Origin of the sequence: Marinococcus halophilus (assembly GCF_900166605.1) — a bacterium.
Taxonomy (GTDB): Bacteria; Bacillota; Bacilli; order Bacillales; family Marinococcaceae; genus Marinococcus; species Marinococcus halophilus.
Genome location: NZ_FVZD01000005.1, coordinates 488,619 through 514,219, shown reverse-complemented (window position 1 = coordinate 514,219; position 25,601 = coordinate 488,619). Strand labels below are relative to the sequence as shown.

Below are 25,601 nucleotides of genomic sequence, written 5' to 3'. Positions count from 1 at the left end.
TTTATATGCGCGGGCTTCTCATCTTCAATCGTAATAAAAATCCTCTTCCCAATCAGCATTCTGCGTTTCATAACGAAGATCCAGGTATTCAAACACCTCATCCGATTCAGTATTCATGACTTCGACTGCATCCACTACCGGTGTGTTGGTAGTTGTAATTATCTCTTCCAGGGTATCATCCTCATAATAGCTGTACTCATATTCTTCAATTGCGTTGTACAGCTTGTCAGAGTAATCCTGCATTTCATCGAGAAATTCCTGATAGGTCATTTGAAACTTGCCGTATCCTTCCGGGGGATTTTGAAGGTCCCGTGCCTCTTCAATCGCTTCCTCCATGGAATAAATATCGGTGGTGGCACTATTATAATATTCACTATCTATATCCGCGCTGTTGTAGTAGGATTCCGAGGAAACAGCTACATAAGCAAGCTCTTCGTATACATCATTAAGATGATATAAAGCTGTGTATTCATATTCTTCTGCTCCCCCGCCGGCATCGCCTATTACTGGCTCTTCTTCCTTACTTTGCTCACTGTTTGCTTCCGAGTCTTCCTTTTCTTCATCGCTTGCTTCCGTCTCTGATTCTTCATTTTCTCCGGCCTCTTCTTCTGAAGATTCTTCTTGCTTGTCTTCACTCGCCACAGATTCTTCTGAAGTCTCCCCCTCTTTCGCTTCCTCATTCTGTTCTCCCTCACCCTTTGTTTCCTCTTCCGGTGAAGCAGTGATTTCAGAAGCAGCTTCTTCCCCGGTAACAAAATAATAAGAACCGAGGCCGGCAGCGAGTACACCGCCCATTAACATAGGACCGGCCACTCCTCCTTTTTTGATGATAAACAGAAAAATACTAAAGGCTAAAAAAATTGCTCCAAGTACAATGCCAGCAAGCGGCAATATAGACATCCATTCCAAGAGATTTCCTCCTTTGTTTGAGCATTTTTAAACTCAGATTTTAATAGTAATTAGAATCTTCCCAGCCTTCACCACCCACTTCTTCCACAAAATCATAGTGTTTGAACGCTTCCTCGGCGCTCGTTTCCAAAGCGTCTGCTGCTTCTTCTAAATATTGAGGTTCTTCATACACCAAAATAGCTAAAGTCCCCTCGTAGTCTTCTCCATTGTAATAATCCTCTATCGCTGGATACAGATCACTCGCTAAGAACAATAATTCGTCCAAAAAAGCTTTATAAGCTCCTTCGAATCCTTCATAATTCTCATAGCCTGCTTCCTCAGGGTAAATAGCATCAATAAGTTCCTCAAAAGCCAATAATTCTTTATGTGCCTGTTCGTACGTACTATAGTTATAACCTTCATCGTAATAATAGGTGTCGAGCGTTTCATATAGCTGTTCTGTTTGAACTAGAAGCTCAGTAATGTCTGTGATTGCCTGCTCTTCATAGGCTTTCGCAGAAGCACCACTACCACTTGAAGATTTTAAGTTGGAGTCGCTCCCGCTTTCCGCAGCATTTTCATTTGCTTCTATGTCTCCCATTTCCTGCGAAGCGCTTTGGTTTGAATCAGTGTCGTTATTTTTTTCTTTACTCGACGCACTGCTTGGCGTCACTGGATTGTCACTTTGCGAGGCAAAAAGGAAAAATGAACCGAGACCAAAAGCAAGTACCCCGGCTAAAAGCATCGGTCCGCCGATTGTTCCTTTTCGTTTCACAAATAAAAACATACTGAAGCCAAGAAGAATAGCTCCAACGACGATCACGACCAGTAACATAATTTCAGAAACACCCATGCTGGTTCCTCCTCTGTTATGCTGCTAGTTCGTTACAATCCAATCTTCCATAAACCATTCTTCTTCATCTTTATCGTATTCATACCAAATTTCAAATTCTTCCCGTGCCTGTACAGCATTTTCATTCTGGGCGTCCACATATGATTTTGTATAGTAACGATCGTCTCCCAGATACTCCGTTTCCGTTTCTTCCAACGGGGCCCACTCCGCCGTAGACGGACTGATTAAATTATCTTCGTAAAGAGCATGAGCCTCTGCCACTGCTTCCTTTTCCGAAACACCGCTTGCTTCCAGACCTGTAGAAGCGGAAATAAAAAACATAATTACTGCCCCCAGCACAAGACCCGTAGTTGCAAAAACCCAGTGCAGGCCGCCAATCCCTTTATGCTTTGGTTCAAGAGGCGGAGCTTTCACATTAGCGTCTTGCTTGTTTTCTGTTCCGGATGTGCGCCGGGTTCCTTCATTCTCCTGATTCTTGTTGTTTTCATCGCTCAACACGATTCCCCCTTAAAAGTATTTAATGCTCACAACCACATTTTATTGGTCCTTTAAGCTTAGTCTTATATACCTATTATAGAAAAATAATTTACATTTTCCTACTATAAATTGAAAAAAATTAGAAAAAATTAATTTATATGCTGTGAGATATATTTTCTGTTTCCCGCATTCATTTAAATCTCTTCTTTTTTCCTTCTCCCAACCAAAAAAACCCGCGCAGATCACACCTGCACAGGTCATTTTATCCATTAAGACGTCCGTTCTTCGTCTTTTTGTCCTTTATATACACGGATGGCTTCGGCCGGGAGCGGCGGGCTAAAATAGTACCCCTGGTACTCCTGGCAGGCTTTCTCTGAGAGCAGGCGCAGCTGCGAGCATTTTTCGATGCCTTCTGCGATCACGTTGAATCCGAGACGCTGCGCCATATGGATAATGCTTTCCACGATGGCTTCTTCGCGCTGGCCGTCCTCGATGCTGTCCATAAAGGTTTTATCAATCTTCAGGGTATTAATCGGAAAATCCTTCAGGTAGCTGAGCGATGAGTAGCCAGTGCCAAAATCATCGAGAGAAATACGAATGCCTTTGGCACGGATGCTTTTCATTAAAGGAACAGAATGCTCCAGATCCTGCACGATGCTTTCGGTCAGCTCAAGCTCCAGGTACTCTGGCGGCAGGCCGGTGGTTTCCAGAATCTCTGTTACCATTTTTAGAAAGTCGGGCTGCTGGAACTGCAGCGTGGAAATATTCACCGACATCCGGGTTACGGTGCTTCCCTCCCCTTTCCATGCCGCCATCTGCCGGCACGCTTCCTGGAGAATCCAGCGCCCAAGCGGCACGATCAGTCCGGTTTCCTCGGCAAGCGGGATGAATTCGGCCGGCGGCACCATGCCGAGCTCCGGGTGCTCCCACCGCACCAGCGCTTCGTATCCCTTCACTTCCCCCGTCACCACGTCCACCTGCGGCTGGTAATACAGCAGAAATTCTTCGCTGATCATGCCTTTGCGCAGACCGGATTCGAGCATCAGCTTTTTGGATACCTCGTCGTTCATATCCGAGGTGAAAAAGCGGTACTGGCCTGCTCCGTTGTTTTTCGATTTATACATGGCTGTATCGGCGTGCTTCAGCAGTTCCTCGGCTGTTTCCCCGTCATCTGGATACATACTGATGCCGATGGAGCCGGAAATAAACAGCTCGTTTTCTTCGATCAAAAGCACCTGGTTCAGCGTCTGCAGGATGGCCTGGGCCGTGTTCCCGGCCTGATAGCCTGTTACATCCGGCATCACTACAACAAACTCATCACCGCTCTGGCGGGCAAGAACATCAGTCTCCCGCAGCAGTTGAGCCATCCGTGCAGAGGCGGTAACCAGCAGTTCGTCGCCGATGCGGTGTCCGTAAACGTCGTTGACATTTTTAAATCGGTCCAGGTCAATAAACAGCACCGCAAGCTTCTTGTCCGACTGCCGGTCAATGGTGGCAGCCAGCTGCTCGTTCAGCATGCGCCGGTTCGGCAGCCGGGTTAAATCATCCCGGTAGATCAGCTCCTGGATACGCTCATTCTGCCGGGCACGCTCCGAAATGTCCCGGATAATGCCAATATATATATTTTCGCCGCCGCTCTCCTGCCGGGAAAAAGAGAGCTCAAGCGGAAACGTGTAGCCGTCCCGGTGAACCCCCTCCAGCTCCACGAGTGAGCCGCTTTGTACTTCTTCGCCGTTTTTATGAAAGTATTCCACTCGTTTACGGTAAGCGTCCGGTACAATAATCGAAAGCGATTGACCGACGATATCTGCTGCCCGGTGCCCGAAAATCCGCTCGGCGGCCTGGTTCCAGGAAATAATAAACATATCCATATTCGACGTGATAATCGCGTCGTTCGCCGAATGAATAATAGTCTGATACAGGCTGTCAATGTAATGCAGCTGCTCTTTTTTAAATTCCATCTGCCGGTCAAAAACCGCAACAATTGTCGTAATGATCAAAATGCCCATAATTCCGATGCCGATGAAAATGGACAGCAGATCGGCATTTACCGCCTCCGGGCCGGCCACAGCCATGCCGGCGCTGCTGTGTTCAAAGGAAGCAGCAGCCATGCCGGTGTAATGCATGCCCGCAATAGCCGCCCCCATCAGCAGTGAGCTGCCAATAAAACCGGCCTCCTGGCGCAGGCGGTTCCGGATCCGGGGGATGAGGGAAAGCAGACGCAGAGCTGTAAACGACGCAAGAAATGCAATCACCACAGACAGCGCCACTAAAAATGAATTGTACGTCACCCCGGCTTCCATCTGCATGGCTGCCATGCCGACATAGTGCATCGATACGATCCCGCTTCCAATTAAAATGGCTCCCAGAAGATGAACGAGCAGACGGGGCTGAAAAAATCGAAGAATCAGAAAAGCGAGCCAGCTTGCTGCTACCGCAAATACAATACTCAGCGCGAGCAAAAGCGGGTCGTATGTTACAGGCATGCCCATGTCGATGGCAAGCATGGCGATAAAATGCATCGACCAGATGCCCCCGCCCAGACAGACGCCCCCGCTCATGGCCCAGAGGGCTTTATGCTTCGTCCCCGACGTTTTCAGCCTCCCTGCCGCATGAAAAGCAGTATAAGAGGCCAGTGCGGCAATTATTAAAGACAATACAACCAGTCCGGGGCTGTACGATTCATAAGTAATATCCATCACGTTCACCTCTGGTGATCCACCACATATTTTAGGTATTTAGACTTGATTAACCTATACTATTTATCGGTTGGAAAGTCAACGCATTTAAATAACACCTGCTTTTTTATTTTCGGTTCTGGATTTATCAGGAAACGTTAGTACTAAATAATCAGCTGGCAGGCTTTTGATAAAATGTCCTTTTTACTCATTTATGCTATTTCTTTTGATAAAAGCGGTTTTGTGCAATAAAGATGATATGATTGAGAAGAAAGCCTGTACAGGCACGCAGGCGGAAAGATGCATTCCTTTCTGCGGGCAGGAAAACATGAAGTCGTGGAGGATTTTATGCTATCGGGATTTTTTATAAATATTACTATTCTTATATCCTTTATCTATTTGTTTCACCGTTTATTGTATAAGACGCCTTTAAGCACGTCTTCCCCGGTAAAACAAAAATTGGCCGCCGGCATTGCCAGCGGCTTTCTTGGCCTTGTCCTGCTCGTATATACAATTCCACTGAACGAAACGACCATCATTGATCTACGCCTTGTACCGGTCACATTGATGGCGGTTTTTGGCGGATGGATGCCGACTCTGATTACCGGAGGTATTCTTGCGTTCGGCCGGCTGCTGATGGATTTCAGCATGTCTTCCGTGCCCGCGATCCTGCTGCTCGGCCTGAGCGTTGGTTCAGGGGCTCTCATTCACGCCCTTGTTCAAAACGTCTGGCAGCGGGCGGGCTGGATGGTGCTTGTGACCAATGTGTACATGACCCTGCTGCTTTCCCAGCTGCTGCCTTTCGACAAATGGGCAGCTGCGGCTCTTTTTTATTCTTTCGCCTCTCTTTTGGGCACGGCCATTGCGGTTTATATGTTTGTCCATCTCACGCAGGTGAACCAGATGTTTAACCGCTACCAGTACCAGGCCTACCGGGATAATTTAACCACGCTCTACAACCAGCGCGCCTTTCAGGAGCTGCTCGGGCAGGCCGCCGAGGAATATCCGGCAAGCAGCCGCCCCCTGTCGCTGTTGGTGCTTGATATCGATTACTTTAAACAAATCAATGATACATACGGGCATCTTGAGGGCGATATGGTTTTAAAGCAGCTCAGTCATGTAATTGTTGCTTCTATCCGGCCGGATGATGTGGCTTTTCGCATCGGTGGAGAGGAATTCGGCGTGATTTTGTATGACTGCGACGAAACCCACGCGTTAACCATTGCCGAGCGTATTCGCACTGATGTCGCCCGCACCCCGTTTATCCTTTCCGGGCAACCCGCTCCCCAATTTATCACCGTGTCCATTGGGGTTGGATCCTACCCGGTGCCCGAAAAAAACGTTCATGCTTTGTATGAGCTGGCAGACCAAGCACTGTATCAGGCCAAACGGCAGGGACGCAACTGCGTCTGTGCACCAGAATCAGTAAGTTAGTTAAGCCAAAAGAGCTGCCCGTTCAATAGACAGCTCTTCATTTATACTATTAGTCTTTCATTACGCACCCGGCGTATCCTCGAGGTCATCTACCCGTTTCTCCAGATACTCGGTATCCTTGCGGGCGTTGAATTTTTCGGCTTTTTCCACCTTTACGCTGATATTGTAATCCGGGATCTTTGCAAACTGCTCGTAGCGTCCTTTTGGCAGCAGGAAGTTACCTTCTGGAAAATGAACGCCCAGGTTGCCCGGAGCCATATCAGCCATGCGTACCCGGCCCTGGAACACACCATACCGGTTGTACAGCACCACCGCTTCGCCGTCCGTGAGACGGTTGTCTCTGGCATCCGCTTCATTCATCAGCACATCGTACCGCTCTGCGCCGTTGATCGGATCGGTCGTTTTGTACACCATTGAATTAAACTGCTTGCCCCGCCGGGTCGTGAGGTAAAAGTCTCCCGGCTGCCGGTTTAAATCCGGGATTTCGACCGGGATCAGATTGCCGCGGCCGTCCGGTGTCGGGCAGACGCCGCCTTCGCACAGCCACGCACCACCCCACTGGAACACGTCACCCTGCTTTTTCAAATGCTGGACACCGTCGTAGTTCGGGTTTGCCTTCGCCATTTCCTCGCGCACCTCGTAGCCGTCCTTAAAATCAACCAGGTGGGCGGTTTCCGGCTTCACGCGTTTGGCGAGGTCAATGTAGATCTTCCATTCCGCGCGTGCTTCTTCGATTTTATTTTTGTTGCCTTCAATTTCCGGGGAAAAGTAAACCATCCGCTCGGTCGATGTTGATGTTCCGCCGTCCTCCTGCTCGTAGCGGGTTTTAGCCGGCAATACAATCACCGCTTCTTTCGCGTCCACAAGCGTCGACGTATTCAGGATAATGTCCTGATGAACGCGGACGTCAAGCTCCGAGAGCGCCTGTTCTACAAAGGCCGGATCCGGCATCGTCTCAAGGAAATTCCCGCCGGACAGGTAGTACATTTTGATTTTACGTTCGTGATCTTGTGGGAGCATAATGTTTTCAAGCGTCACGCCGACCACATCGCCCTGCCATTTCGGCACCTCAAAGCCCCATAGCTTCTCAATCCGTTCGATGTTACCGCCCTTAAAATCACCGCCCGGAAGCACAAACGGGTCGGCACCCATTTCCCCGCTTCCCTGTACGCTCGAGTGGCCGCGAAACGGCATCAGGCCGCTGTACTGGCGTCCGAGAAAACCTCGCAAAAGCGCGAGATTAGCCACCTGCGAAATGTTGTCGGTCGCAAAGGAATGCATCGTCAGCCCGAGGGCCCAGGCGAACACCGCATTTTTGCTGCGGGCGAGCAGGTCGGACAGCTCAATGATCCGCTCCTGCGTTACTCCGGAGGACGCCGTAATTTCCTCCCAGGACTGGGCTGCGACCTGCTGCTTCAGCTCCTCATAGCCATTCACGTGCTCATTGACAAAGGAGTGATTGATCGCGGACCCCGGTGCCTCTTCCTCCATATCGAACCAGTGCTTCATGATGCCGTGCATAAACGCAATGTCGCCGCCGATATTAATCTGGTAAAAATCATCCGCCACCTTGGTTCCGAAAAGTGCCGACTCCGGATTCGACGGAATCCAATACTCATCCATCGACGGCTCGCGGTACGGATTGATGACGATTATTTTTGTCCCCTTTTTCTTCGCTTCCAGCATGTACTTAGTGGAGACCGGTGAGCTGTTGGACGCCACGCTCCCCCAGAACATCAGCACGTCGGTGCCGATCCAGTCCTGATAGTTGGCTGTCGATGCTCCGACGCCGACGGAGCGCTTGAGCGCCGTCTTGCTCGGCGAGTGGCAGATTCTCGACGCGTTGTCGATATGATTCGCTCCGAGAAATCGGGAAACCTTGGCAGCCACGTAATAGGATTCGTTCGTAATACCGCGAGATGTCAGGTAAAACGCATACTGCTTCGGATCCAGTGCTTTCATTTTATCCGCAATCGTATCCATGGCCTCATCCCAGCTGAGCCGGGAAAATTTGCGTTCCCCCTTGCGGCGGATCATTGGATACGGCACGCGGCCAAGCTCACGCAGCTCAGTGCTCGAGTATTCACGCAGCTCATCAATATCCTTATTTAAAATCTCGTCCTCCACTGCGGGCATCGTATTCAGCCGCAGGACGTTCAGCCGTGTCGTACAGATGTGCGGCCCGCTGAGCGTCTGGTCATACAGCCCGGAGACCCCGAGCGCGCAGCCGTCACAGACGCCCTTTGTAATAATATTTTTGGCGTAGCCGAGGTTGTCCTTATTATTCCAGGCAATCTTCATCGTATCCCGGATATGCTTTGGCTTTACTTTGCCGAGCCCGAACGGAATCGGGCTTACCCAGTGCTCCGGCGCCGGCATTTTTGCTTTTTTCATTGGTCCCTGATGCTTTGTCTCTCCCATAACTGACCACTCCTCTATATGTAATAATAAAAAAACCACTTCACGCCCCGGAGCCTGAATCGCCCGGAGCGCAAAGCGGTTGAGTCTTTTGCAGGATCGCTGCGAAGTGCCTAACCGGCTGTATGTTTAAGAAAATTTCTCCTGAATGTTGTCACTGAATACAAAGATCGACATGCCAAAGTCCTTTTCGATATCAATATCCACATACAAATCGACGAACGTGCTGCCGAGGAATTCCTCCATCTCCACCGGATGGTTCTTTTTGTACATGTCCTTGACCATCTCGGTCCGGGCCGCCCGCAGCATCTGTTCCCCGTTGTCCGCGGCGGCAATAAACTTTTCCACCGGCGACAGATTGCCCTCCATCTCACAGATGGCCCAGTGCTTGCAGAAGGTCGTGCTGATTTTGCCCGGGCCCTTACCCATATGCCGTTTGCGAAATGCTTTGACCAGGTTGCTGAACTCAGCTTCGTATTTGTTCATTTTTTTCACCTTTACTATATTAAGCTCTCTAAATTTTATGCCCGGCGACCGGAAAAATCAACTCGAAAGTCTCTCTTTTTTGGCCGGCTCAGCGTTTGCCTGCTTCAGCTGGCGGATGTCGACCCGGATCAGCAGGGATACGAGAAGTGCGACGATAAACATGCTGCCAAAAATCGAAAGCGTGAGCGCGTAGCTCTCGGTGACGCTGCGGATCCAGGAGGCCAGCAGCGGTCCGGCAAGCCCGGCAGCCGCCCAGGCAGTCAGCACGTAGCCGTGAATGGCGCCCAGCTGCTTGGTGCCAAAGATATCGCCGATGTAGGCCGGGATGGAAGCAAAGCCTCCGCCGTAGCACGTCATGATTAAAAACAGTGCCAGCTGGAACAGGAGTGCTACAGTCAGGTTCGGCAGCGCAAAGAAAGTGACAATCTGGATCAGGAAAAATGCCGTGTAAACATTCGGGCGACCGAGATAGTCGGAAATGCTCGCCCAGGCAATCCGGCCCGCGCCGTTGAAAAAGCCCATCAGACCAACTGTCGTTGCCGCGGCGGCCGCCGACAGCCCGGCAATTTCCTGGGCCATCGGGGAAGCGACCGATAAAATCGCAATTCCGCACGTCACGTTAATGAACAGCATCACCCACAGGTACCAGAAGCGGCGCGTCTTGACTGCTTCATTCGCCGTCAGCTGTGCCAGGTCCGGCTTCTGTTTTCCGGCAGCTGCGTATTCCTTCATGTAGCCCTCCGGCGGACGCTCGAGATACAGCGCCGAGCTCATCATCACCGTGAAATACACGGCCCCCAAAATGAAAAACGTCCATGGAATACCGGCGCCTTCGATGAGAGACGCCATCACCGGGCTTGCAATCATGGCCGCAAAGCCAAATCCCATAATGGCAAGGCCGGTCGCGAGCCCCCGGCGGTCCGGGAACCATTTCACAAGCGTCGACACCGGGGTAATGTAGCCGATGCCAAGGCCGATCCCGCCAAGTATTCCGTACGTTATGTACAACAGCCACAGGGACTCCAGCATCGTCGCCGCCCCGGATCCGATCATGCCGAAGCCGAAAAAGCTCGCGGCCACCATTCCCGACACCCGCGGCCCGTGCTTTTCAACGAAATGACCCATAAAGGCGGCCGAAAGCCCCAGAAACAGAATCGCAATACTAAACGCCAGCGACACCGCGCTTAAATTCCAGCCATACGTGTTAATGAGCGGATTGGTGAAGACACTCCAGGCGTAGACCGAGCCGATGGAAATATGAATCCCGACAGCCGCGAGCGCAATCAGCCAGCGGTTTTTTGTTTTACTCATTTCTCCCACTCCCCAATATGTAATAATAAAAAAAGCGCCGCCTGTGCCGCCGGGAGAAAAATTCCCAGACGAAAACAGAACGACGCTTAGCTTTAGGCAGGACCTCTGCCGAAATACCAATGTAATCGTTTCCAAAATTATACTCATTTAAAACCGCCAACAGGACCGCTGCCGCGGTGTTTAAATGTTACAGCTTTATGAACATCTTTATCATAGCTGTTTTTGGGCTGAATTTCAATTGTTTTTTCTGATCGTTTACGTTTTCGCTTCACTCCCCCGCACGCGCGGCGCCCGGTACGCCATCAGCGCAATTCCCATGGCGACTACGACGAGTGCACTTCCGGCCCAGGAGGTGGCTGCGACGACGGATTGTTCCACGACGATGCCGCCGAGAATGGAACCAATCGCAATACCGACCTGGAGCGCCGACGTGTTGACGCTCTGCTGGATATCCGACGTTTCCGGGGCGACCGCGATCAGATAGCTCTGCTGCGCCGGGGCGATCGACCAGCTGAGAATACCCCAGATGATGACAGCTGCGATAAAGAGAGCCATCGAGTTTGTCGCAAACGGCAGGATGAATAGGATCACCGCAAACGATGCGATGAACGTAAGCGACATTTTTTTGGATCCGAACTGGTCGGTCAGCCAGCCGCCGACCCCTCCGCCGGAGACCGCAGCGGCACCGAAGATGAAGAACATGGCGCTGATCCAAAACGAGTTCAGCCCCATCGTTTCCTGCATGAACGGATTAAAGTAGCCGTACAGCGTGTAGTGGCCCGCAAGCACGAGCAGCGTCACGCTGTGAATGCCGACGATCTTGATATCCTTGAGCGAGCGGATCTGCTGGCCGACCGTGACCACCTGCTCCGGCTGCATACGCGGCAGAAAGCGGACTATGAGCACACCAATCAGTACCGTCAGCACCGCGATCATTACAAAAATGATCCGCCAGCCGAACGCCTCGCCGATAAGCACGCCAAGCGGCACCCCGAGCACAAGCGCGGAGCTCACGCCCATCGTGACGAGGCCGATGCTTCTGGAGCGGTACTTGGCCTCCACGAGCTTCGGTGCCATCGTGAGGGCGAGCACGATAATAAGCGCGGCGCTGGCCGCTGTCACAAACCGGGCTGCCATCAGCACCGCGAATGTCGGAGCAAAGCTTGCGCCGATATTTGCAACAGCAAACACCGCAAGTGCCCACATGTAGACGGTTTTGCGCTCCACGTTGGACGTAAACGACAGTAACAGCGGCCCCGCCACCGCAAACACGAGGGCAAAAATTGTAATCAGCTGCCCGGCAATCGCAATAGAGACCCCTAAATCGTCCGAAATGAGCGGAAGAATCCCGCTGATAATCAGTTCGACCATGCCGACGATAAACGCCGACACCGCCAGTAAGTAAACACGTGAATTCATAAAGCAATGACCTTCGAAAGACTCCTTCGTCTTTCGTTCCTTTCTATCCTAAAATCTTCTATTTCATTCTAACATGAACCTCACATCGAAAACGATACGCGGCCTGCACGAAAAAAGCAGCACCCAAACCGGGTCCTGCCTTCTCTCATTTATATCAGCTGCGCATTTGGTGTCGTTTTTTCGTGATTCTGGTACTGCCTGGCCATAATGCCTTCCGGGGTAATCTCCCAATCGGTGATTGAAAGCACCAGTTCATGGCGAAAACCGGTCAGACGGCAGGAGGCCAGCTCCTCTATGTGCACCGGGCGCCCCTGCAATTCCTCCAGCAGCTCGTACGTTTCCGGCTTCCACATCATATATTCATCGTAGAAAAAAGGAATAAGTAATCCTTCCTTTCGCTCCTTCGCCTGTTCGAAGTTAACAATTGCACTATCACGAAAAAGAGAGCCGATGTCTTCCCAACGATCCGAACGTATCTGAGCAGCAATGAATGTGTTTCTCATCAGTGACAACTCCTTTCCTCCATCTATTCCCAAAAGAAAGGAAAGTTAGTCATGAATGATGAATGTTTTGTAAGAAACACTACCATTCACTGCGGCTGAAACAGCTCCACGAGCAGAAGTGCCACGGCTCCCAGCATTGTGGCCCTGCTGCCAAATTCGGTAATGACGATTTGGGTCTGCTTGGCCTGCTGGGTGAGTCCGCGCTCCTGAATCGTACGCCTGATCGGCTCGAGCACGTACGTTCCGGACTCCGAGACCCCGCCGCCAATAACAACCTTGGTCGGGTTGATGATATGAATCAGATTCGTAAGGCCGATGCCGAGATATTCCCCCGTCTGCCGGAGAATATCGATAGCTAGCTGGTCGCCTGCTTCAGCAGCGGTAAACACGACCTCCCCGCTCACCTGCTCGAGGTCTCCTTCAATCAGCTTCCATATGTGACTATCGGGATGCTTTTTCAGGCTTTCCACGGTTCGATCGGCGACCGCCGGCCCGGAAGCAACCGTCTGCAGACAGCCGTTGCTTCCGCACGCACAGCGGCGGCCGTGTACGTCAATAGCCATATGGCCAATCTCCCCGGCGATATCGTATTCCCCATGATACAGCTCGCCGTTGATGATAATGCCGGAGCCAATCCCGCGGCCGACGTTAACTGCGACCATGCTTGTAACGTTTTCCCCGCTTCCAAACCAGGCTTCACCGAGCGCCATCGCCCGCGCATCGTTTTCTACTTTCACAAGAAAACCAAATTCTTTTTCCAGCTCTTCTTTAATAGGAATATTTCGAAGGTGCAAGTTCGGCGCAAACAGCGAGGTTCCTGTGGCCACATCGACCACCCCGTGCATCGCCACGCCAATACCGACGACTTTATCCCGCATGAGCGGAATTTCATTTAATAAATCATGAATGCCTTTTTTTACGACATCCAAAAATTCCGATTCCTCCGTCAGGCTAATGCTTTCTCTCAGGTGATGAATCACCGTGCCGGACAGATCGGCAAGCCCAAACTCCACCTCCGTCGGCCCGGCGTCGAGACCGATAATATAAAAATCACCGCTGTTGATCACAAGCATCGTCGGCTTCCGGCCGCCCTGCGAATCGCCGAGGCGGCTTTCCTTCACAATCCCCTGCTCAATCAGCTCACGCACATTCGCGCTCACCGTCGGCGGAGTCAGGTTGGTTTCTTTCGCAATCTGGGCACGTGAGATCGGGCCCTCGCTACGAATTTTGTTTAATACAATTGATTTGTTAATGGATTTCATCCATTGAAAACTGCCGGTTTGCATAACTGTTTCCCCCGTTTCGCGGCCCCTGGTTCTTCTTCCACGTGCCCTGATGCAGTGCATAGAACCTGCGCGGATTTTCTATGTCCTATTCCCCGCGCAGACGCAGCTGAAAATGAAAAGGCTCAGTGTACAGCCGGTACGGCTCCAGCACATCCGGACCACAGCTGGCTGAACCGAGGCCGTGCTGCTGGTGGTCCACCTGCACCGTCACGTAGTCCGCTTTCACCAGCTCATGATGGTGACGGGCCTGTTCCACATTTTCGCGGGTATACTCCTGAATTGTAAAGTCAAAGCGCTCGCCGCGGGCTTCAGCTGTTAATGAAACCGCTCCGCCTTTGATCGTCATTTCGCGCACGTTGTGGCGGTTCCCGTTTTCCTGCGGAAAAATGTAAGGGATCATCAGTTCCGGCACCGGCAGCGACCACTGGCCGCGCCGCACGGACTGCCGGCTGTCGCGGTAGGCTTCTCCCGGTCCAAGGCCGATCCAGTCCACCTGCTGCATGGTTTTGGGCACGGTCCATTCGATGCCGACCCGCGGCAGTGTTTCCGGATAATCGCCGTACGGCACCACAGAAACATCTATATCCACCGTCCCAGAAGGCGCAATAATATATGTCCAATCGACATGCATCCCCCACGCAAGCCCCGGGGGTGCGACGCTTTCTTGAACGGTTACGTGCACCGCTTCGCCCTGCTCGGCCACTTCGACTTTTTTCGTCCGCGTAAGCAGATAATGGAGCCCGGACAATTTCCATGTGGTCTCCGATGGTACTGGCTTCCATTCCTTCTGCCCCCAGCGGTCATTATCAATCGGCGCCCGCCACAGATTCAGCTTCGGCCCGTGCTCGATCAGCGGCTCCCCGTTATGCGTCCACGCATTCATTCTGCCGGTCTGCCGGCAGAATGCCAGATGCGTTATTTCCCCGGAAATAACCCACTCGGCCGGGGTTTCTGTCACGGCAAGCGAAGTTCCGCCGCCGCTTTTATCCGCCGCGTCTCCCGGAAGCACTGCCTCCTGCAGCACGTGCTCGCTCCAGGCCACTTCGTGCCCGGCCGATGCCCACGGCGTGTCTTCTCTCAGCGAGCATTCCACGGAGAGTACCACTTCTTCGTCCTTTTCTGCCTCCACGGTTTCATACGGAATGCTGAGCGGCTGCGACGAGCGTGCCGGCACTTCGATACCACGGAGTTCGCCTGCCTGAACGGTCGTACCGTCAATTTTTACCTGCCAGTGGACCGCCAGATGCTCCGTGCCGAGAAAATCATACTCGTTCACGATCCGGTACTCCCCGTCACTATCCGCCTCCACCCAGATCGGCTGAATGATTTTTTTGTATTCCCGAAGTGCCGGGGACGGTGTCCGGTCCGGCATCAGCAGGCCGTCAATGACGAAGTTGCCATCATGCGGGTATTCCCCGAAGTCGCCGCCGTAAGCGAAGTACTTCTTACCATCATCCGTGGTACTTAAAATGCCCTGGTCGATCCATTCCCAGACGAACCCGCCCTGAAGCCGGTCATGGCGGCGGATCGTTTCCCAGTATTCCTTCAGCCCGCCCGGCCCGTTGCCCATAGCGTGCGCGTATTCACACAGAATGTGCGGTTTTTCATAATCCGTGTGTGCCCCGAGCCGGTCCATCACTTCGACACTTGTGTACATGGTCGTAAACACGTCGGAGGCGGTCGGGTCCTGGTCCGGCTGGTTCCGTACCGCTGCTTCATTCATCAGCTGGCGTGTTTCGCCTTCATAGTGCACGAGACGCCCCGGGTCACGATCCTTCGCCCAGTCGGCCATTGCCTGGTGATTCGGGCCGAAGCCGGACTCATTGCCAAGCGACCACATGATGATCGACGGGTGGTTTTTGTCGCGTTCGACCATCCGCACCATCCGGTCCAGATAGGCCTCTTTCCATTCCGGGTCCCGGCTGAGCCGGCTCCAGTCGTTTATCACATCAAAGCCGTGGCACTCCAGGTCTGCTTCATCGATCACATACAGTCCGTAACGGTTGCACAGGTCGTAAAAGGCCGGCGCGTTCGGATAATGCGCGGTGCGCACGGCGTTAATATTGTTCTGCTTCATTAATAGCACGTCTTCCTCCATGCGTGCTGCACTCACCGCCCGTCCGGTTTCCGGATCGTGGTCGTGGCGGTTTACGCCCTTCAGCGTAATCGGCACACCGTTCACGAGAAAGACGCCGCCCTTCAGTTCGACAGACCGGAAGCCAATGTCGTGGACAACCCGGTCCACCTCTTCTCCGCTGTCGTCTCGTACCACGAGCACGAGCTGATACAGATACGGCGACTCCGCCGACCATTTGTGGGGATTCGCTACGTGCATATCCGCGCTTGTTCCCGAGCTGTCCGCCGGCAGCTGCGCCGTACCGATTTCTTCTGCCCCGTCATACAGATAGGCGTCGACCGTATAGGCTTCCTCCGCCCGGTTTGTGTGCACGTCTATCCGGCAGACCGCGTCCCGGTACTCCTCGTCGAGCAGAGTACGAACGAAAAAGTCATTCACATAGACGGGCGGCTTCACCTGCACGGACACGTCGCGGAAAATGCCGCTCATCCACCACATATCCTGGTCTTCGATGTAGCTGCCGTCCGACCACTGGTACACCCGCACGGCGATATGATTGGTGCCGGCATTCACAAGCTCCGTCACATCAAATTCACCTGGCACCCGGCTGCCCTGGCTGTAGCCGGCTAACCGGCCGTTCACCCAGACGTGAAAGGCGCTGTCGACGCCTTCAAAGGCCAAAAGCACCGTGTGGCCCTCCGGCACTTCCGCCAGTTCAAAGGTCCGTCGGTAGCTTCCGGTAGGATTTTCGGACGGAATGTTTGGTGGGTCCACGGGAAACGGATAAATCACGTTTGTATAATGCGGACGCCCGTAGCCGTGCAGCTGCCAGTGCGACGGCACGGCGAGCGTATCCCAGTTTGCATCGGAAAAGTCCGGGGCATGAAAGCCTTCCGGTGCCTCCTCCGGCGACGGTGCATAGTGAAATTTCCAGTCACCGTTCAGCAGCGTGACGTTCCGCGCGCCTCCCGCTTCGCTTTGTGATACGAATGAGGCCCGGGCCGCCCGGCGGTTCCGCTGCAGCGTGGTTAAGTCTTCCCAATCTCTTTGCATAGCAATGCCTCCTACTTGGACTGTTTAATAATCGTGATGCCGCGTGGCGGGAGCGTGAGCGTTTCATGAACTGCTTCCCCGCTCACCAGGTTCGTTCCGGCCAGTTTCTTGGACGTCAGGCTCTGCTTTCGCTCGCTGAAATTGGAGACAAACAGGTATTGATGGCTGTTGTTTTCGCGTTTTTGGACAGTCATACCACGCGGGAGCGGCACGTCCACCAGACGTTCGACCCCGCTCTCCCGCAGGACGGAGGCATAGAAATCATCGTAAAATGATTCCTCCGGGCGGGCGGCTATATAATACGCCTGCCCGCCCCCGTAACGGTTTCGGGCAAGTGCCGGCCGGCCGGCATAAAAATCGTCCCGGTACGCAGCCAGCACCTCGGCTCCTTCCGTGTGAATCAGGTCGCACAGCTCGGTGAGCGTGTATTCACCCCCGAGCTCCGGCACGTCCGCCCGCTTGACCATGGTGTTTTCTTCCCCGTCGACGAGGCTGTCGATTTCCTCGGACCAGATGCCGAGCACGTCGCGGAGCGGGCCCGGAAATCCACCTAGAAAGCACAGGTCGTGTTCATCCACAATGCCGGACCAGTACGTGGTGATCAGCGTGCCGCCGTTTTTTACAAATTCGGTAATTTTCTCACCGACGCCTTCTCGCACCATGTACAGCATCGGGGCAACAAGCACCTTGTACGGCGAAAGATCCTTGTCCATATCAATCACGTCCACCGGCACGCCCTGCTTCCAGAACGCCTTATAGTGGTCTTTCACAGTGGCTTCGTAATGAATGCCGCTGTTTCGCGGCCCCTGGGCGTCCTTGACTGCCCAGCGGTTTTCGGTATCAAAAATCACCGCCACCTCCGGCTGCACCGTCGTGCCTGCGAGCTCACCGGCTGCTTCAAGCGCCCGGCCAAGCTCAGCTACTTCCCGGAACACCCTCGTCTCGCTATGGCCGGCGTGATCCACCACCGCGCCGTGAAATTTTTCGCTCGAGCCGCGGCTTTTCCGCCACTGAAAGTACTGCACCGAGTCGGAGCCGTGGGCGACCGCCTGCAGCGACGACAGCATATGCACCCCCGGCTTTTTCAGCTTGCTGAGCGGCTGCCAGTTGGTCGTGCTCGGCGTGCTTTCCATCAGGAAGAACGGCTGGCCGTCCTTCATCGCCCGGAACCAGTCATGGTTCATGCCGACCCAGGCACCCAGGTCCGTGTCATCCTCCGTGTAGTGCCATGTCGGGTACGAATCCCAGGAAATAAAGTCGACGACCTTGGCAAATTTCGCATAATCCAGTTCATCAAAAGCTTCCATAAAGTTGGCGGTTGCCGGCAGCTTCGGATTGGCCTTGCGGAACGGCCGGAGCTCGTGCTCGTAAAAATCAATCGTCTGGTCGGTCACAAACCGCTTCCAGTCCAGGTTCAGCCCGTGCACCATCGTTTCGCCGTGCGGCGCCGGGGATTCAATCTGCTCCCAGGAGGAATACGTGTGGCTCCAGAACGTCGTCCACCAGTCATGGTTCAGCTGCTGGAGCGTGCCGTATTTGTTTTTCAGCCACTGCCGGAATGCCGCCTGGCAGAGCGGGCAGTGGCATTCGCCGCCGTATTCGTTCGAAATATGTAGCCCGATCACCGCCGGGTGATGGGCGTAGCGTTCCGCGAGGCGGGCGTTCATCTGTTCCGTCTTTTCCCGGTAGACCGGCGAGGTATAGCAGTGGTTGTGGCGCAGCCCGTGCAGGTTGCGCTGCCGGTGCTCATTTACCCGCAGCACCTCCGGATACCTTTCCGACATCCATGCCGGACGGGCGCCGCTCGGCGACGCGAGAAAGGCGTAGATCCCGTTCGCCTCGAACTGCTCGAGAATACGGTCAAGCCACCCGAACGTAAACGTCCCTTCCTCCGGCTCCAGGCTCGACCAGGAAAAGATGCCGACCGACATGACGTTGCAGTTGGCCTCCTTCATGAGCCGGATGTCGTCTTCAAGCTTATCGGGATAATCGAGCCACTGCTCGGGGTTATAGTCAGCCCCGTGCAGAAGCGTCCCCGGCGCCGGGAAAATGGACTGGTAGTCACGTTTCAATATATATCATCCTTTCAAAGCTGTGGTATTTCGTGTGTCTTCCAAAAACCTATTCCTTGACCGATCCGCCCAGGATCCCGGCAATAAACTGCTTCTGCAGGATCAGGAAGAATACCATGATCGGCACCACGGAAATGGCCGCACCGAGCATAATCTGCCCGTAATCAATGTCCGACAGGCCGACAAGGCTCGAAAGCGCCACCGGCAGCGTGTACATTTCCCCGGAGTTCAGCACCACAAGCGGCCAGATGAAGTTGTTCCACTGGAACATAAACAGGAAGATGGCGACAGCCGCGAGCGCCGGACGCATGGTCGGCAGCACAATTTTGAAAAAGATCCGGAACTCCCCGGCACCGTCCACCCGCGCTGCCTCCAAAAGCGTCGTCGGAATGGCCTGCATGTTCTGGCGCATGAGAAAAATGGCGAACGGATACGCGAGCTGCGGCAGAATAACTGCCTGGTACGTGTTCAGCCAGTTGAGCTCCACGAAAATCCGGAACAACGGAATCAGCGTGACGTGATACGGAATCATCATCGACAGCAGCAGGATAAAAAAGATAGCGTCGCGGCCTTTAAATTTAAACTTCGCAAACGCGTAGCCCGCCGCGCTGCATATGAGCAGGCTAAGCGCGGTAAACGTAATGGCGATAAACAGCGAGTTGAACACGACGCGCAAAATGCCGATGGACTCATTCAGGTTGATAAAGTTTTCGATCAGGTACGTGCCGGGAAGCAGCGACGGCGGAATGCCGAAGATTTCTCCCGACGGGTTGGTTGCCCCGATAACCATCCAGTAGAATGGAAAAATGGAAACGATGACGCCTACTGCAAGCAGAGCATACAGCACGATTTTTTTCGGCAGGTGTTTTTTTGGCGTATTAGCCGTTGAAGTACTCAATCCCGATCACTCCCAACTCTCAGCTGTATCCAGGACAATACAGCGATAATAATTACCAGCACATAAGCAATCGCCGAGGCATAGCCGAAGTCAAAGTAGCGGAAGCCCTGGTCATACAGGTACATAATGACCGTCAGGGTGCTGTTGTTCGGACCGCCGTTCGTTAAAATGTACGGCTCGTCAAACAGCTGGAGCGTACCGATCGTGGAAAGCACCACCGTAAACAGAATGACCGGCTTCAGCTGCGGAAGGGTAATATAGAAAAACTGGCGCACCTTGCCCGCCCCGTCGATGCTTGCGGATTCATACAGATCCTTGGAAACGTTCTGAAGGCCGGCAAGCAGGATCACCATGTTGTAGCCCGTCCAGCGCCACGTAACGACGAGCATAATTGACACCTTCGCCCAGAATGGGTCGTTCAGCCAGGAGACTTTTTCCAGGCCGATCGTGGAAAGCACGTAGTTGACGATCCCGTAGTTGCTGTCCAAGAGAATGATAAACACGATCGATGCCGTAACAAGCGCCGTTACAGACGGAAGGAAAAAGGATACCCGGAAAAAGCCGTTAAAGCGTATGAGTGCTGAATTGAGCATCACCGCAAGCAAAATCGCGAGCGTAATCATGATCGGCACCTGAATAATCAGAATCGTAAACGTGTTAATGAGCGACTGGTAAAACAGCCCGTCGTTAAAGAGCCGTATGTAGTTCTGTAAGCCGATAAAGCTCATTTCTCCCCCTTCACTAGCCTGGAAGCTTAATATAAAGGAAGAAATAACCGGGTAAACCGTAAAGACGGCAAACAGAAACACGGCCGGAAAAACGAGAATGTAAGGAAAGGTTTTCGGGGTGATCCATTTCTTTTTGGTTTTCGTCTTTTCTTCAGCGTGCTCCGAGTTAACGTTTTCCATGTTCGACATGTTGTACCTCCTTATAAAAATGGGAGAGCAGGCGCTCTCCCGTTCATTCGTTATTGTGATGTTTCCCGGCCGGTTTCACTGGCCAGCCGTTCAACCGCATTGCTCATAACATTGCTTGGGTCATTGCCCTCGAGAATGACCGAGGACTGCGCGTCCATGATCACATCTTCCGCCCGCGGGATATCGGAGTTGTAGACCGGAGGCTCAATGTTGTCGGTTGTATCAGCAAGCAGGCCGTAAACCGGCTCATTGTTAAAGTATTCCACCGGCTCTTCAAAGATTGGATCCTCATAGGTGCTTGTGAGCGACGGGAACAGGCCGTAATCTTCAAAGGCCTGAATTTGTACGTCTTCATTGGTTGTAAAGTATTCGGCGAACGCATAGGCCGCGTCCTGATTTTCCGAAGACTCCAGCACCGCCAGGTTGGATCCGCCGGAGTTCGCTGCCTGCGGCGTGCCCTCTTCAAACGTCGGCAGCTCCATGACGCCCCACTGCCCGCTCATGTCCGGAGCCTGGTCCATGATCGTGCCGCTGTACCAGGCGCCTGTCGGCACCGAAGCCACATCGCCGTTTACAGTTGCCCCGACCATCGCATCCCAGGTGTTAGCGTTATAAATCAATTCCTTCTCGCTCATTTCCGCCATCAGATCCATCGCCGCCTGGGCTTCGTCCGTATCGAGCTGGATTTCACCGTCCTCATTAAAGTAGTTAACCCCCTGCTGGTCTAAAAATATCCGGTACGGAGAGTCATCGGAGGTTACCTGCACCGGCAGCATGAACGCATCCGTTTCTTCCACGACCTTTTCACCGGCAGCCACGTAGTCATCCCACGTTTCAATATCATCCGGATTCACGCCCGCCTCTTCAAACAGGTCCACCCGGTAGAAGATGCCGGCCGGGCCGATGTCCCACGGCATTGAAACAAAGTCGCCGTTTTCGTCCTGCGCGGCATCCACTTTAAATTCGGTGAATTTATCCCCATGCTCATCAAAGCCGTTTTCCGACAGGTTCATGAATCCATCCGGAAATTGGGATTTGTAGTTTTCCAGCTGGGACGATTCAAGCGAAACCACGTCGGGAAGTCCGGAACCGCCGGAGCCAAGGCCGACCGTTAGCCGCTCGTACACGTCATCCGTCGAGCTGTCCTGGACCGTAATCTCCACGTCCGGATGCTCTTCCATAAACTGCTCGGCAGCCTGCTCCAGGGACGAGGCTGCCACGTTCCACGACCATACTTCCACTTCGCCGCTCAGTTCACCGTCGCCGCCTCCGCCATCGCCGCCACTGTCACCACTTCCGCCCCCGCTGTTGCCGCTGCATGCTGTTAACAGGCCTACCGACGCTGCCCCCGCTACTGCCAATTTCCAATATGATGTTTTCATGAACCCATCCCCCTCAAGTGTGATACTAGCTTTTGAAAGTCATGTATGTAGAATATATTAAAGCGTTTTCAAAAGTTAGTAAAATAAATTAATTAACTTAGTGTTTATTAAACAGGATTTTGAAAGCGTTGTCAATTTATTTTGGATTATTGTGATAATTTATTTTTTATGCAACTTAAGAAAACTGCAGCTATTAAAAAGCTACAGTTTATCAGTCTTTATTACTTTTTAAATATGAAAAGATTATCTATAGATATTTTCTAGTTCTAATGAGCATTAGAACGTAATTTTTTATTTTCTGCGCTACTACCATATTTATCGTCTGGAACTTCTTGTATAGTTGGAACTACACCTAAAATTGGTAAATTAAGTTCTTTTTCAATATCTTCTTCGGATTTAAGAGACTTATCCAGAAATTCTTTTACTATTACCCATCCGCTACTAATAATTAAACCCACCACAAAAGCAATTAATAAATTTAAAAAAGGTTGCGGCGAAACGGGAGAGCTACTTTCAGAAAGTTGAGCTTCAGAAAGTATACTAACATTATCTACATTCATAATTTCTGGAATTTGTTGTTCAAAGGTTTGACCTATAGTATTTGCCAATTCCACTGCTGTTTGGGGATCAGAATCCGTTACTGTCACTATAGCTACTTGAGATTCTGCCTCAGCTGAGACGTTAGTTTTAGAACGTAAGCTTCCTACAGATCCATTAAAATTAGTTCTTTGAGTTACCGGTTCTAATATAGCTGGACTAGTTATAATCACATTATACGTATTAATCAATTCTCTACTCGATTCGATATCAGTAGTAGAGGATTGTTCATTTTCACTTTGAGATTGATTAACTAATATTTGTGTAGATGCTTCGTATTGTGGATCCACAATAAAAAAAGTATAAATAGCACTTAAAATAGTAAATATAAGCGCTGTAGCGATAAGTAATTTCATCCTCTTCTTTAATATATTAATCAGATTTTTGAAATCAATAGTTTCTTCCATAATGTCCTCCATTATAAAGCTTTAGGTTTTTTTATGTCTTCTCTTGCCTCACCCTATATACGAAAGATAACAGAAAGTTGGATTTGTGAAAATTTCAATGAGAGCTTTAAAGAATTCCAGAAATTTCTTTGCTTATCTCTTCTCGCTCATCCTTGAACCAATTGTTTATATAATATAGGTAACTAATAAGCCTCAGATACACTACTTCAATTTTTCCGACCTTGAAAGTGGCCCGTTAGCAACTGCATTAAAGCAATCATGTGCTTGGCTTCAATTAGATGTTTTGCTATGTCGAATATACGCAACTTTATTATCACTGACCTTTTATTTCTGCTGCTTCTATGTAATATTACGTTTTCACCTTATATTTAGATGGTGATTAACTTTACATTTCAGTAATTCTTTCTCTCTAAATTCAAGGCAGAGATTAATAGTTCTCTATGTGCTTCACATTCAACAGTATTTTGTAATTTCAGCAAATTTTCTCTCTTGTATTTAAACTTAACTAATTTTCCTTTTAAAATATATTTGTCTAACCTAGCAATCCATTTGTTCATCCCGGCAGTTTTTCTTAAATATGAGTAAATATTTTTTTTTGCATATCTTTGGTATTCTTCTTCAATAAAACCTTCCTTTAATATATTAGCAGAACGTTTTTCAAAACCAGAAAGTATGTTCTCTCTGGCGTTTCCAGTAGCAAGACGAATACCAGAACTTTCTTTTGTAAATGGAATATATTCTACATTAATGCCATCTTCTATATTTAATTTGATTAAAAGACCAGTATTCCAAAATTCATTGTCATATTTATCAAATAAAAAATTACCCTGACCATAAATTATTTTTGAATCTTCATAATCTTCGTAACTGCCAATACAATGACTATGTTGGCATATAATTATATCAGCACCCTTTTGGGCCATTTTTCTACAAGCTTTTTGTAAATAAGGAGAAGGATAACGATAGTGTTCCTTTCCTCCATGATACAACACAATTAAGTAATCACATTTTTCTTTTAATTCAATAATATGGTCAAGACTTTCTAGAGGATCAAATGGGTTAGCTCCAGCCTTTTCTTTAGTAGAAATTGAAAATTCATGTTCTGCGCAAGCATACACACCGATCTTCAAATCACCTTTTTTTAATATATAAGGCTTTTGCGCTTCGTACAAATCTTTCCCTGTACCAACATTAGGTATATCATATTGGAATAACAGTTTACGTGTAGACGCTAACCCTTGAGTGCCTTGATCCATTATATGATTATTAGCTAATGTTAAAAGAGTAGGGTTCAAGCCTTTGATACCGTTAATTGTGCCTGTAGGTGTAATGAAATTAGGACCACACTTATCAATAGGAGCTTCTTCATCAACTAAGGGGGTTTCTAAGTTAAATATTCTCATATCCGCTCTATTCCACAAATCAAATATGTCCTTGCCTAATAAATTCATAACATTTGCTTCATGAAATAACGCCTTATTAGAACTAGTTGGTACTACATCGCTACCTATAATTAATTCCATTTTTTAACTCCAATCTTTAACACGATTTTTAATCATGTAGGTAATTTAATCCATTCACCTAGTAATTCATCATACTCGCGCTTTCCAAAAACCGCGAATCCCGAAGTAGTAAAATACGTTATTTCTCCAAAATAAATTTTTCCTTTTACCTCATATAAGTCTATTCGAACATGAATTTCGTTTTGCGAAAGTTTTTTTGCTATACTTAGCATCTCTTCGAAATTATCAGGCTTAGCTATTTCCTTTTTATCAGTTGGAGTTTCCCTGCTAATATTAGTTTTTTCCCATCGCTCATTGTAAAAATCTAAAGTTTGATTATTCATCCCTCTATTTTGATGTATTTGAATTAATTTTGGTTCGCCATGAAAACACATAAATTTGTAATCAACGATATTTTCTCCTAAATATTCTTCACATATGATTTTAGGCTTCAAACTTTTATATGGCCATTCCCTACCGTACCAATACCAATTCGATTTCATCCATTTTTTTAATTTCTTTTTTGTTTCTTTTATATTAAGTTCTGACTTATTGGTACAAACTATATTACTTCCAGAACCATGAGTACACTTAAGTACAAATTTATTGGGGAAACTATCCCAATCAATGTCTTCTACATTATCAAATACACCTATTAAAGGCACCAAATATTGACTGCCTATTGTTTCGCTAATGTAAGCCCGCACTTTATATTTATCTACACGAGATATTTGTTCATTTTTTCTAGCATACAATTTTAACCATTGAATTTTTTCATTGAAAGTTTTGGGATTTTTTAAGTTTAAATTGTTCCCCGTAACTTGTCTATATTTTATCTTCAAATAAATTTTATCAGAAAATAACTTACTAATTTTCATTAGAAAACTTTTTAGGATCTGAGATTTCATAATAATTCCTACCTTTTTCTTTTATATATTTCTTG

Annotated in this window: 19 protein-coding genes; 1 reads left to right on the top strand and 18 read right to left on the bottom strand. The window is 50.2% G+C overall.

Annotation, left to right across the window (positions count from 1 at the left end):
* Positions 1–24: 24 nt before the first annotated feature.
* From B5066_RS04925 to B5066_RS04905, 4 genes are all read right to left on the bottom strand, one after another.
* On the bottom strand, positions 25–909 hold the full coding sequence (locus tag B5066_RS04925; RefSeq protein ID WP_079474830.1) for a hypothetical protein: 885 nt from the start codon (positions 907–909) through the stop codon (positions 25–27).
* 40 nt (positions 910–949) lie between these two features.
* Complete coding sequence (locus B5066_RS04920) at positions 950–1,741, bottom strand: hypothetical protein (protein ID WP_079474829.1); 792 nt, start codon at positions 1,739–1,741, stop codon at positions 950–952.
* Between the two features lie 24 nt (positions 1,742–1,765).
* Complete coding sequence (locus B5066_RS04915) at positions 1,766–2,236, bottom strand: hypothetical protein (RefSeq protein ID WP_079474828.1); 471 nt, start codon at positions 2,234–2,236, stop codon at positions 1,766–1,768.
* Positions 2,237–2,487: 251 nt separating this feature from the next.
* Positions 2,488–4,917 carry a bifunctional diguanylate cyclase/phosphodiesterase gene (locus B5066_RS04905; protein ID WP_079474826.1) on the bottom strand — a complete coding sequence of 810 codons (2,430 nt, stop codon included), beginning with the start codon at positions 4,915–4,917 and terminating at the stop codon, positions 2,488–2,490.
* Positions 4,918–5,244: 327 nt separating this feature from the next.
* On the opposite strand from B5066_RS04905, the gene B5066_RS04900 reads away from it, so the two are divergent.
* Positions 5,245–6,330 carry a GGDEF domain-containing protein gene (locus B5066_RS04900; RefSeq protein WP_179124030.1) on the top strand — a complete coding sequence of 362 codons (1,086 nt, stop codon included), beginning with the start codon at positions 5,245–5,247 and terminating at the stop codon, positions 6,328–6,330.
* A gap of 60 nt (positions 6,331–6,390) precedes the next feature.
* On the opposite strand, the gene B5066_RS04895 is transcribed toward B5066_RS04900, so the two are convergent.
* The 14 genes from B5066_RS04895 to B5066_RS04830 form a co-directional block, all read right to left on the bottom strand.
* Entirely contained in the window at positions 6,391–8,751 is a 2,361-nt protein-coding gene (locus B5066_RS04895) for an FdhF/YdeP family oxidoreductase (RefSeq protein ID WP_079474824.1), read from the bottom strand.
* Positions 8,752–8,877: 126 nt separating this feature from the next.
* Positions 8,878–9,234: a Na-translocating system protein MpsC family protein gene (locus B5066_RS04890; protein ID WP_079474823.1), complete on the bottom strand. Its 357-nt coding sequence runs from the start codon at positions 9,232–9,234 to the stop codon at positions 8,878–8,880.
* Positions 9,235–9,291: 57 nt separating this feature from the next.
* Entirely contained in the window at positions 9,292–10,545 is a 1,254-nt protein-coding gene (locus tag B5066_RS04885; RefSeq protein WP_079475068.1) for an L-lactate MFS transporter, read from the bottom strand.
* A 255-nt stretch (positions 10,546–10,800) separates the two neighbouring features.
* The gene (locus B5066_RS04880) at positions 10,801–11,964 is read right to left on the bottom strand and encodes an MFS transporter (protein ID WP_079474822.1); all 1,164 of its coding nucleotides are present in this window, start codon (positions 11,962–11,964) and stop codon (positions 10,801–10,803) included.
* 149 nt (positions 11,965–12,113) lie between these two features.
* Positions 12,114–12,467, bottom strand: coding sequence for a hypothetical protein (locus tag B5066_RS04875; protein ID WP_079474821.1), 354 nt, complete (start codon positions 12,465–12,467; stop codon positions 12,114–12,116).
* Positions 12,468–12,553: 86 nt separating this feature from the next.
* Positions 12,554–13,753, bottom strand: coding sequence for an ROK family transcriptional regulator (locus tag B5066_RS04870; RefSeq protein WP_079474820.1), 1,200 nt, complete (start codon positions 13,751–13,753; stop codon positions 12,554–12,556).
* A gap of 85 nt (positions 13,754–13,838) precedes the next feature.
* The gene (locus B5066_RS04865) at positions 13,839–16,883 is read right to left on the bottom strand and encodes a glycoside hydrolase family 2 TIM barrel-domain containing protein (protein WP_079474819.1); all 3,045 of its coding nucleotides are present in this window, start codon (positions 16,881–16,883) and stop codon (positions 13,839–13,841) included.
* A gap of 11 nt (positions 16,884–16,894) precedes the next feature.
* The gene (locus B5066_RS04860; protein ID WP_244897345.1) at positions 16,895–18,955 is read right to left on the bottom strand and encodes a beta-galactosidase; all 2,061 of its coding nucleotides are present in this window, start codon (positions 18,953–18,955) and stop codon (positions 16,895–16,897) included.
* A gap of 49 nt (positions 18,956–19,004) precedes the next feature.
* Positions 19,005–19,853 carry a carbohydrate ABC transporter permease gene (locus B5066_RS04855; RefSeq protein ID WP_244897344.1) on the bottom strand — a complete coding sequence of 283 codons (849 nt, stop codon included), beginning with the start codon at positions 19,851–19,853 and terminating at the stop codon, positions 19,005–19,007.
* A complete protein-coding gene (locus B5066_RS04850) occupies positions 19,850–20,761 on the bottom strand; it encodes a carbohydrate ABC transporter permease (RefSeq protein ID WP_079475067.1) in 912 nt (303 codons plus the stop codon). The genes B5066_RS04855 and B5066_RS04850 overlap by 4 nt, the downstream gene beginning before the upstream one ends.
* A 59-nt stretch (positions 20,762–20,820) precedes the next feature.
* Entirely contained in the window at positions 20,821–22,152 is a 1,332-nt protein-coding gene (locus tag B5066_RS04845) for an ABC transporter substrate-binding protein (protein ID WP_079474817.1), read from the bottom strand.
* Positions 22,153–22,418: 266 nt separating this feature from the next.
* Positions 22,419–23,156 carry a YveK family protein gene (locus B5066_RS04840; RefSeq protein ID WP_179124029.1) on the bottom strand — a complete coding sequence of 246 codons (738 nt, stop codon included), beginning with the start codon at positions 23,154–23,156 and terminating at the stop codon, positions 22,419–22,421.
* A 392-nt stretch (positions 23,157–23,548) separates the two neighbouring features.
* Positions 23,549–24,679 (bottom strand): CapA family protein, encoded by a 1,131-nt coding sequence (locus tag B5066_RS04835; protein ID WP_079474815.1) that lies wholly within the window; start codon positions 24,677–24,679, stop codon positions 23,549–23,551.
* A gap of 32 nt (positions 24,680–24,711) precedes the next feature.
* Entirely contained in the window at positions 24,712–25,566 is an 855-nt protein-coding gene (locus B5066_RS04830; protein ID WP_218669540.1) for an ATP-grasp fold amidoligase family protein, read from the bottom strand.
* Between the last annotated feature and the right edge of the window lie 35 nt (positions 25,567–25,601).

Bases quoted from the DNA above. Each gene is read 5' to 3' on its own strand.
- B5066_RS04895 (WP_079474824.1), bottom strand. From the start codon at position 8,751: ATGGGAGAGACAAAGCATCAGGGACCAATGAAAAAAGCAAAAATGCCG.
- B5066_RS04900 (WP_179124030.1), top strand. From the start codon at position 5,245: ATGCTATCGGGATTTTTTATAAATATTACTATTCTTATATCCTTTATC.
- B5066_RS04885 (WP_079475068.1), bottom strand. From the start codon at position 10,545: ATGAGTAAAACAAAAAACCGCTGGCTGATTGCGCTCGCGGCTGTCGGG.
- B5066_RS04865 (WP_079474819.1), bottom strand. From the start codon at position 16,883: ATGCAAAGAGATTGGGAAGACTTAACCACGCTGCAGCGGAACCGCCGG.
- B5066_RS04845 (WP_079474817.1), bottom strand. From the start codon at position 22,152: ATGAAAACATCATATTGGAAATTGGCAGTAGCGGGGGCAGCGTCGGTA.
- B5066_RS04875 (WP_079474821.1), bottom strand. From the start codon at position 12,467: ATGAGAAACACATTCATTGCTGCTCAGATACGTTCGGATCGTTGGGAA.
- B5066_RS04870 (WP_079474820.1), bottom strand. From the start codon at position 13,753: ATGCAAACCGGCAGTTTTCAATGGATGAAATCCATTAACAAATCAATT.
- B5066_RS04830 (WP_218669540.1), bottom strand. From the start codon at position 25,566: ATGAAATCTCAGATCCTAAAAAGTTTTCTAATGAAAATTAGTAAGTTA.
- B5066_RS04905 (WP_079474826.1), bottom strand. From the start codon at position 4,917: ATGGATATTACTTATGAATCGTACAGCCCCGGACTGGTTGTATTGTCT.
- B5066_RS04850 (WP_079475067.1), bottom strand. From the start codon at position 20,761: ATGGAAAACGTTAACTCGGAGCACGCTGAAGAAAAGACGAAAACCAAA.
- B5066_RS04890 (WP_079474823.1), bottom strand. From the start codon at position 9,234: ATGAACAAATACGAAGCTGAGTTCAGCAACCTGGTCAAAGCATTTCGC.
- B5066_RS04840 (WP_179124029.1), bottom strand. From the start codon at position 23,156: ATGGAAGAAACTATTGATTTCAAAAATCTGATTAATATATTAAAGAAG.
- B5066_RS04920 (WP_079474829.1), bottom strand. From the start codon at position 1,741: ATGGGTGTTTCTGAAATTATGTTACTGGTCGTGATCGTCGTTGGAGCT.
- B5066_RS04835 (WP_079474815.1), bottom strand. From the start codon at position 24,679: ATGGAATTAATTATAGGTAGCGATGTAGTACCAACTAGTTCTAATAAG.
- B5066_RS04880 (WP_079474822.1), bottom strand. From the start codon at position 11,964: ATGAATTCACGTGTTTACTTACTGGCGGTGTCGGCGTTTATCGTCGGC.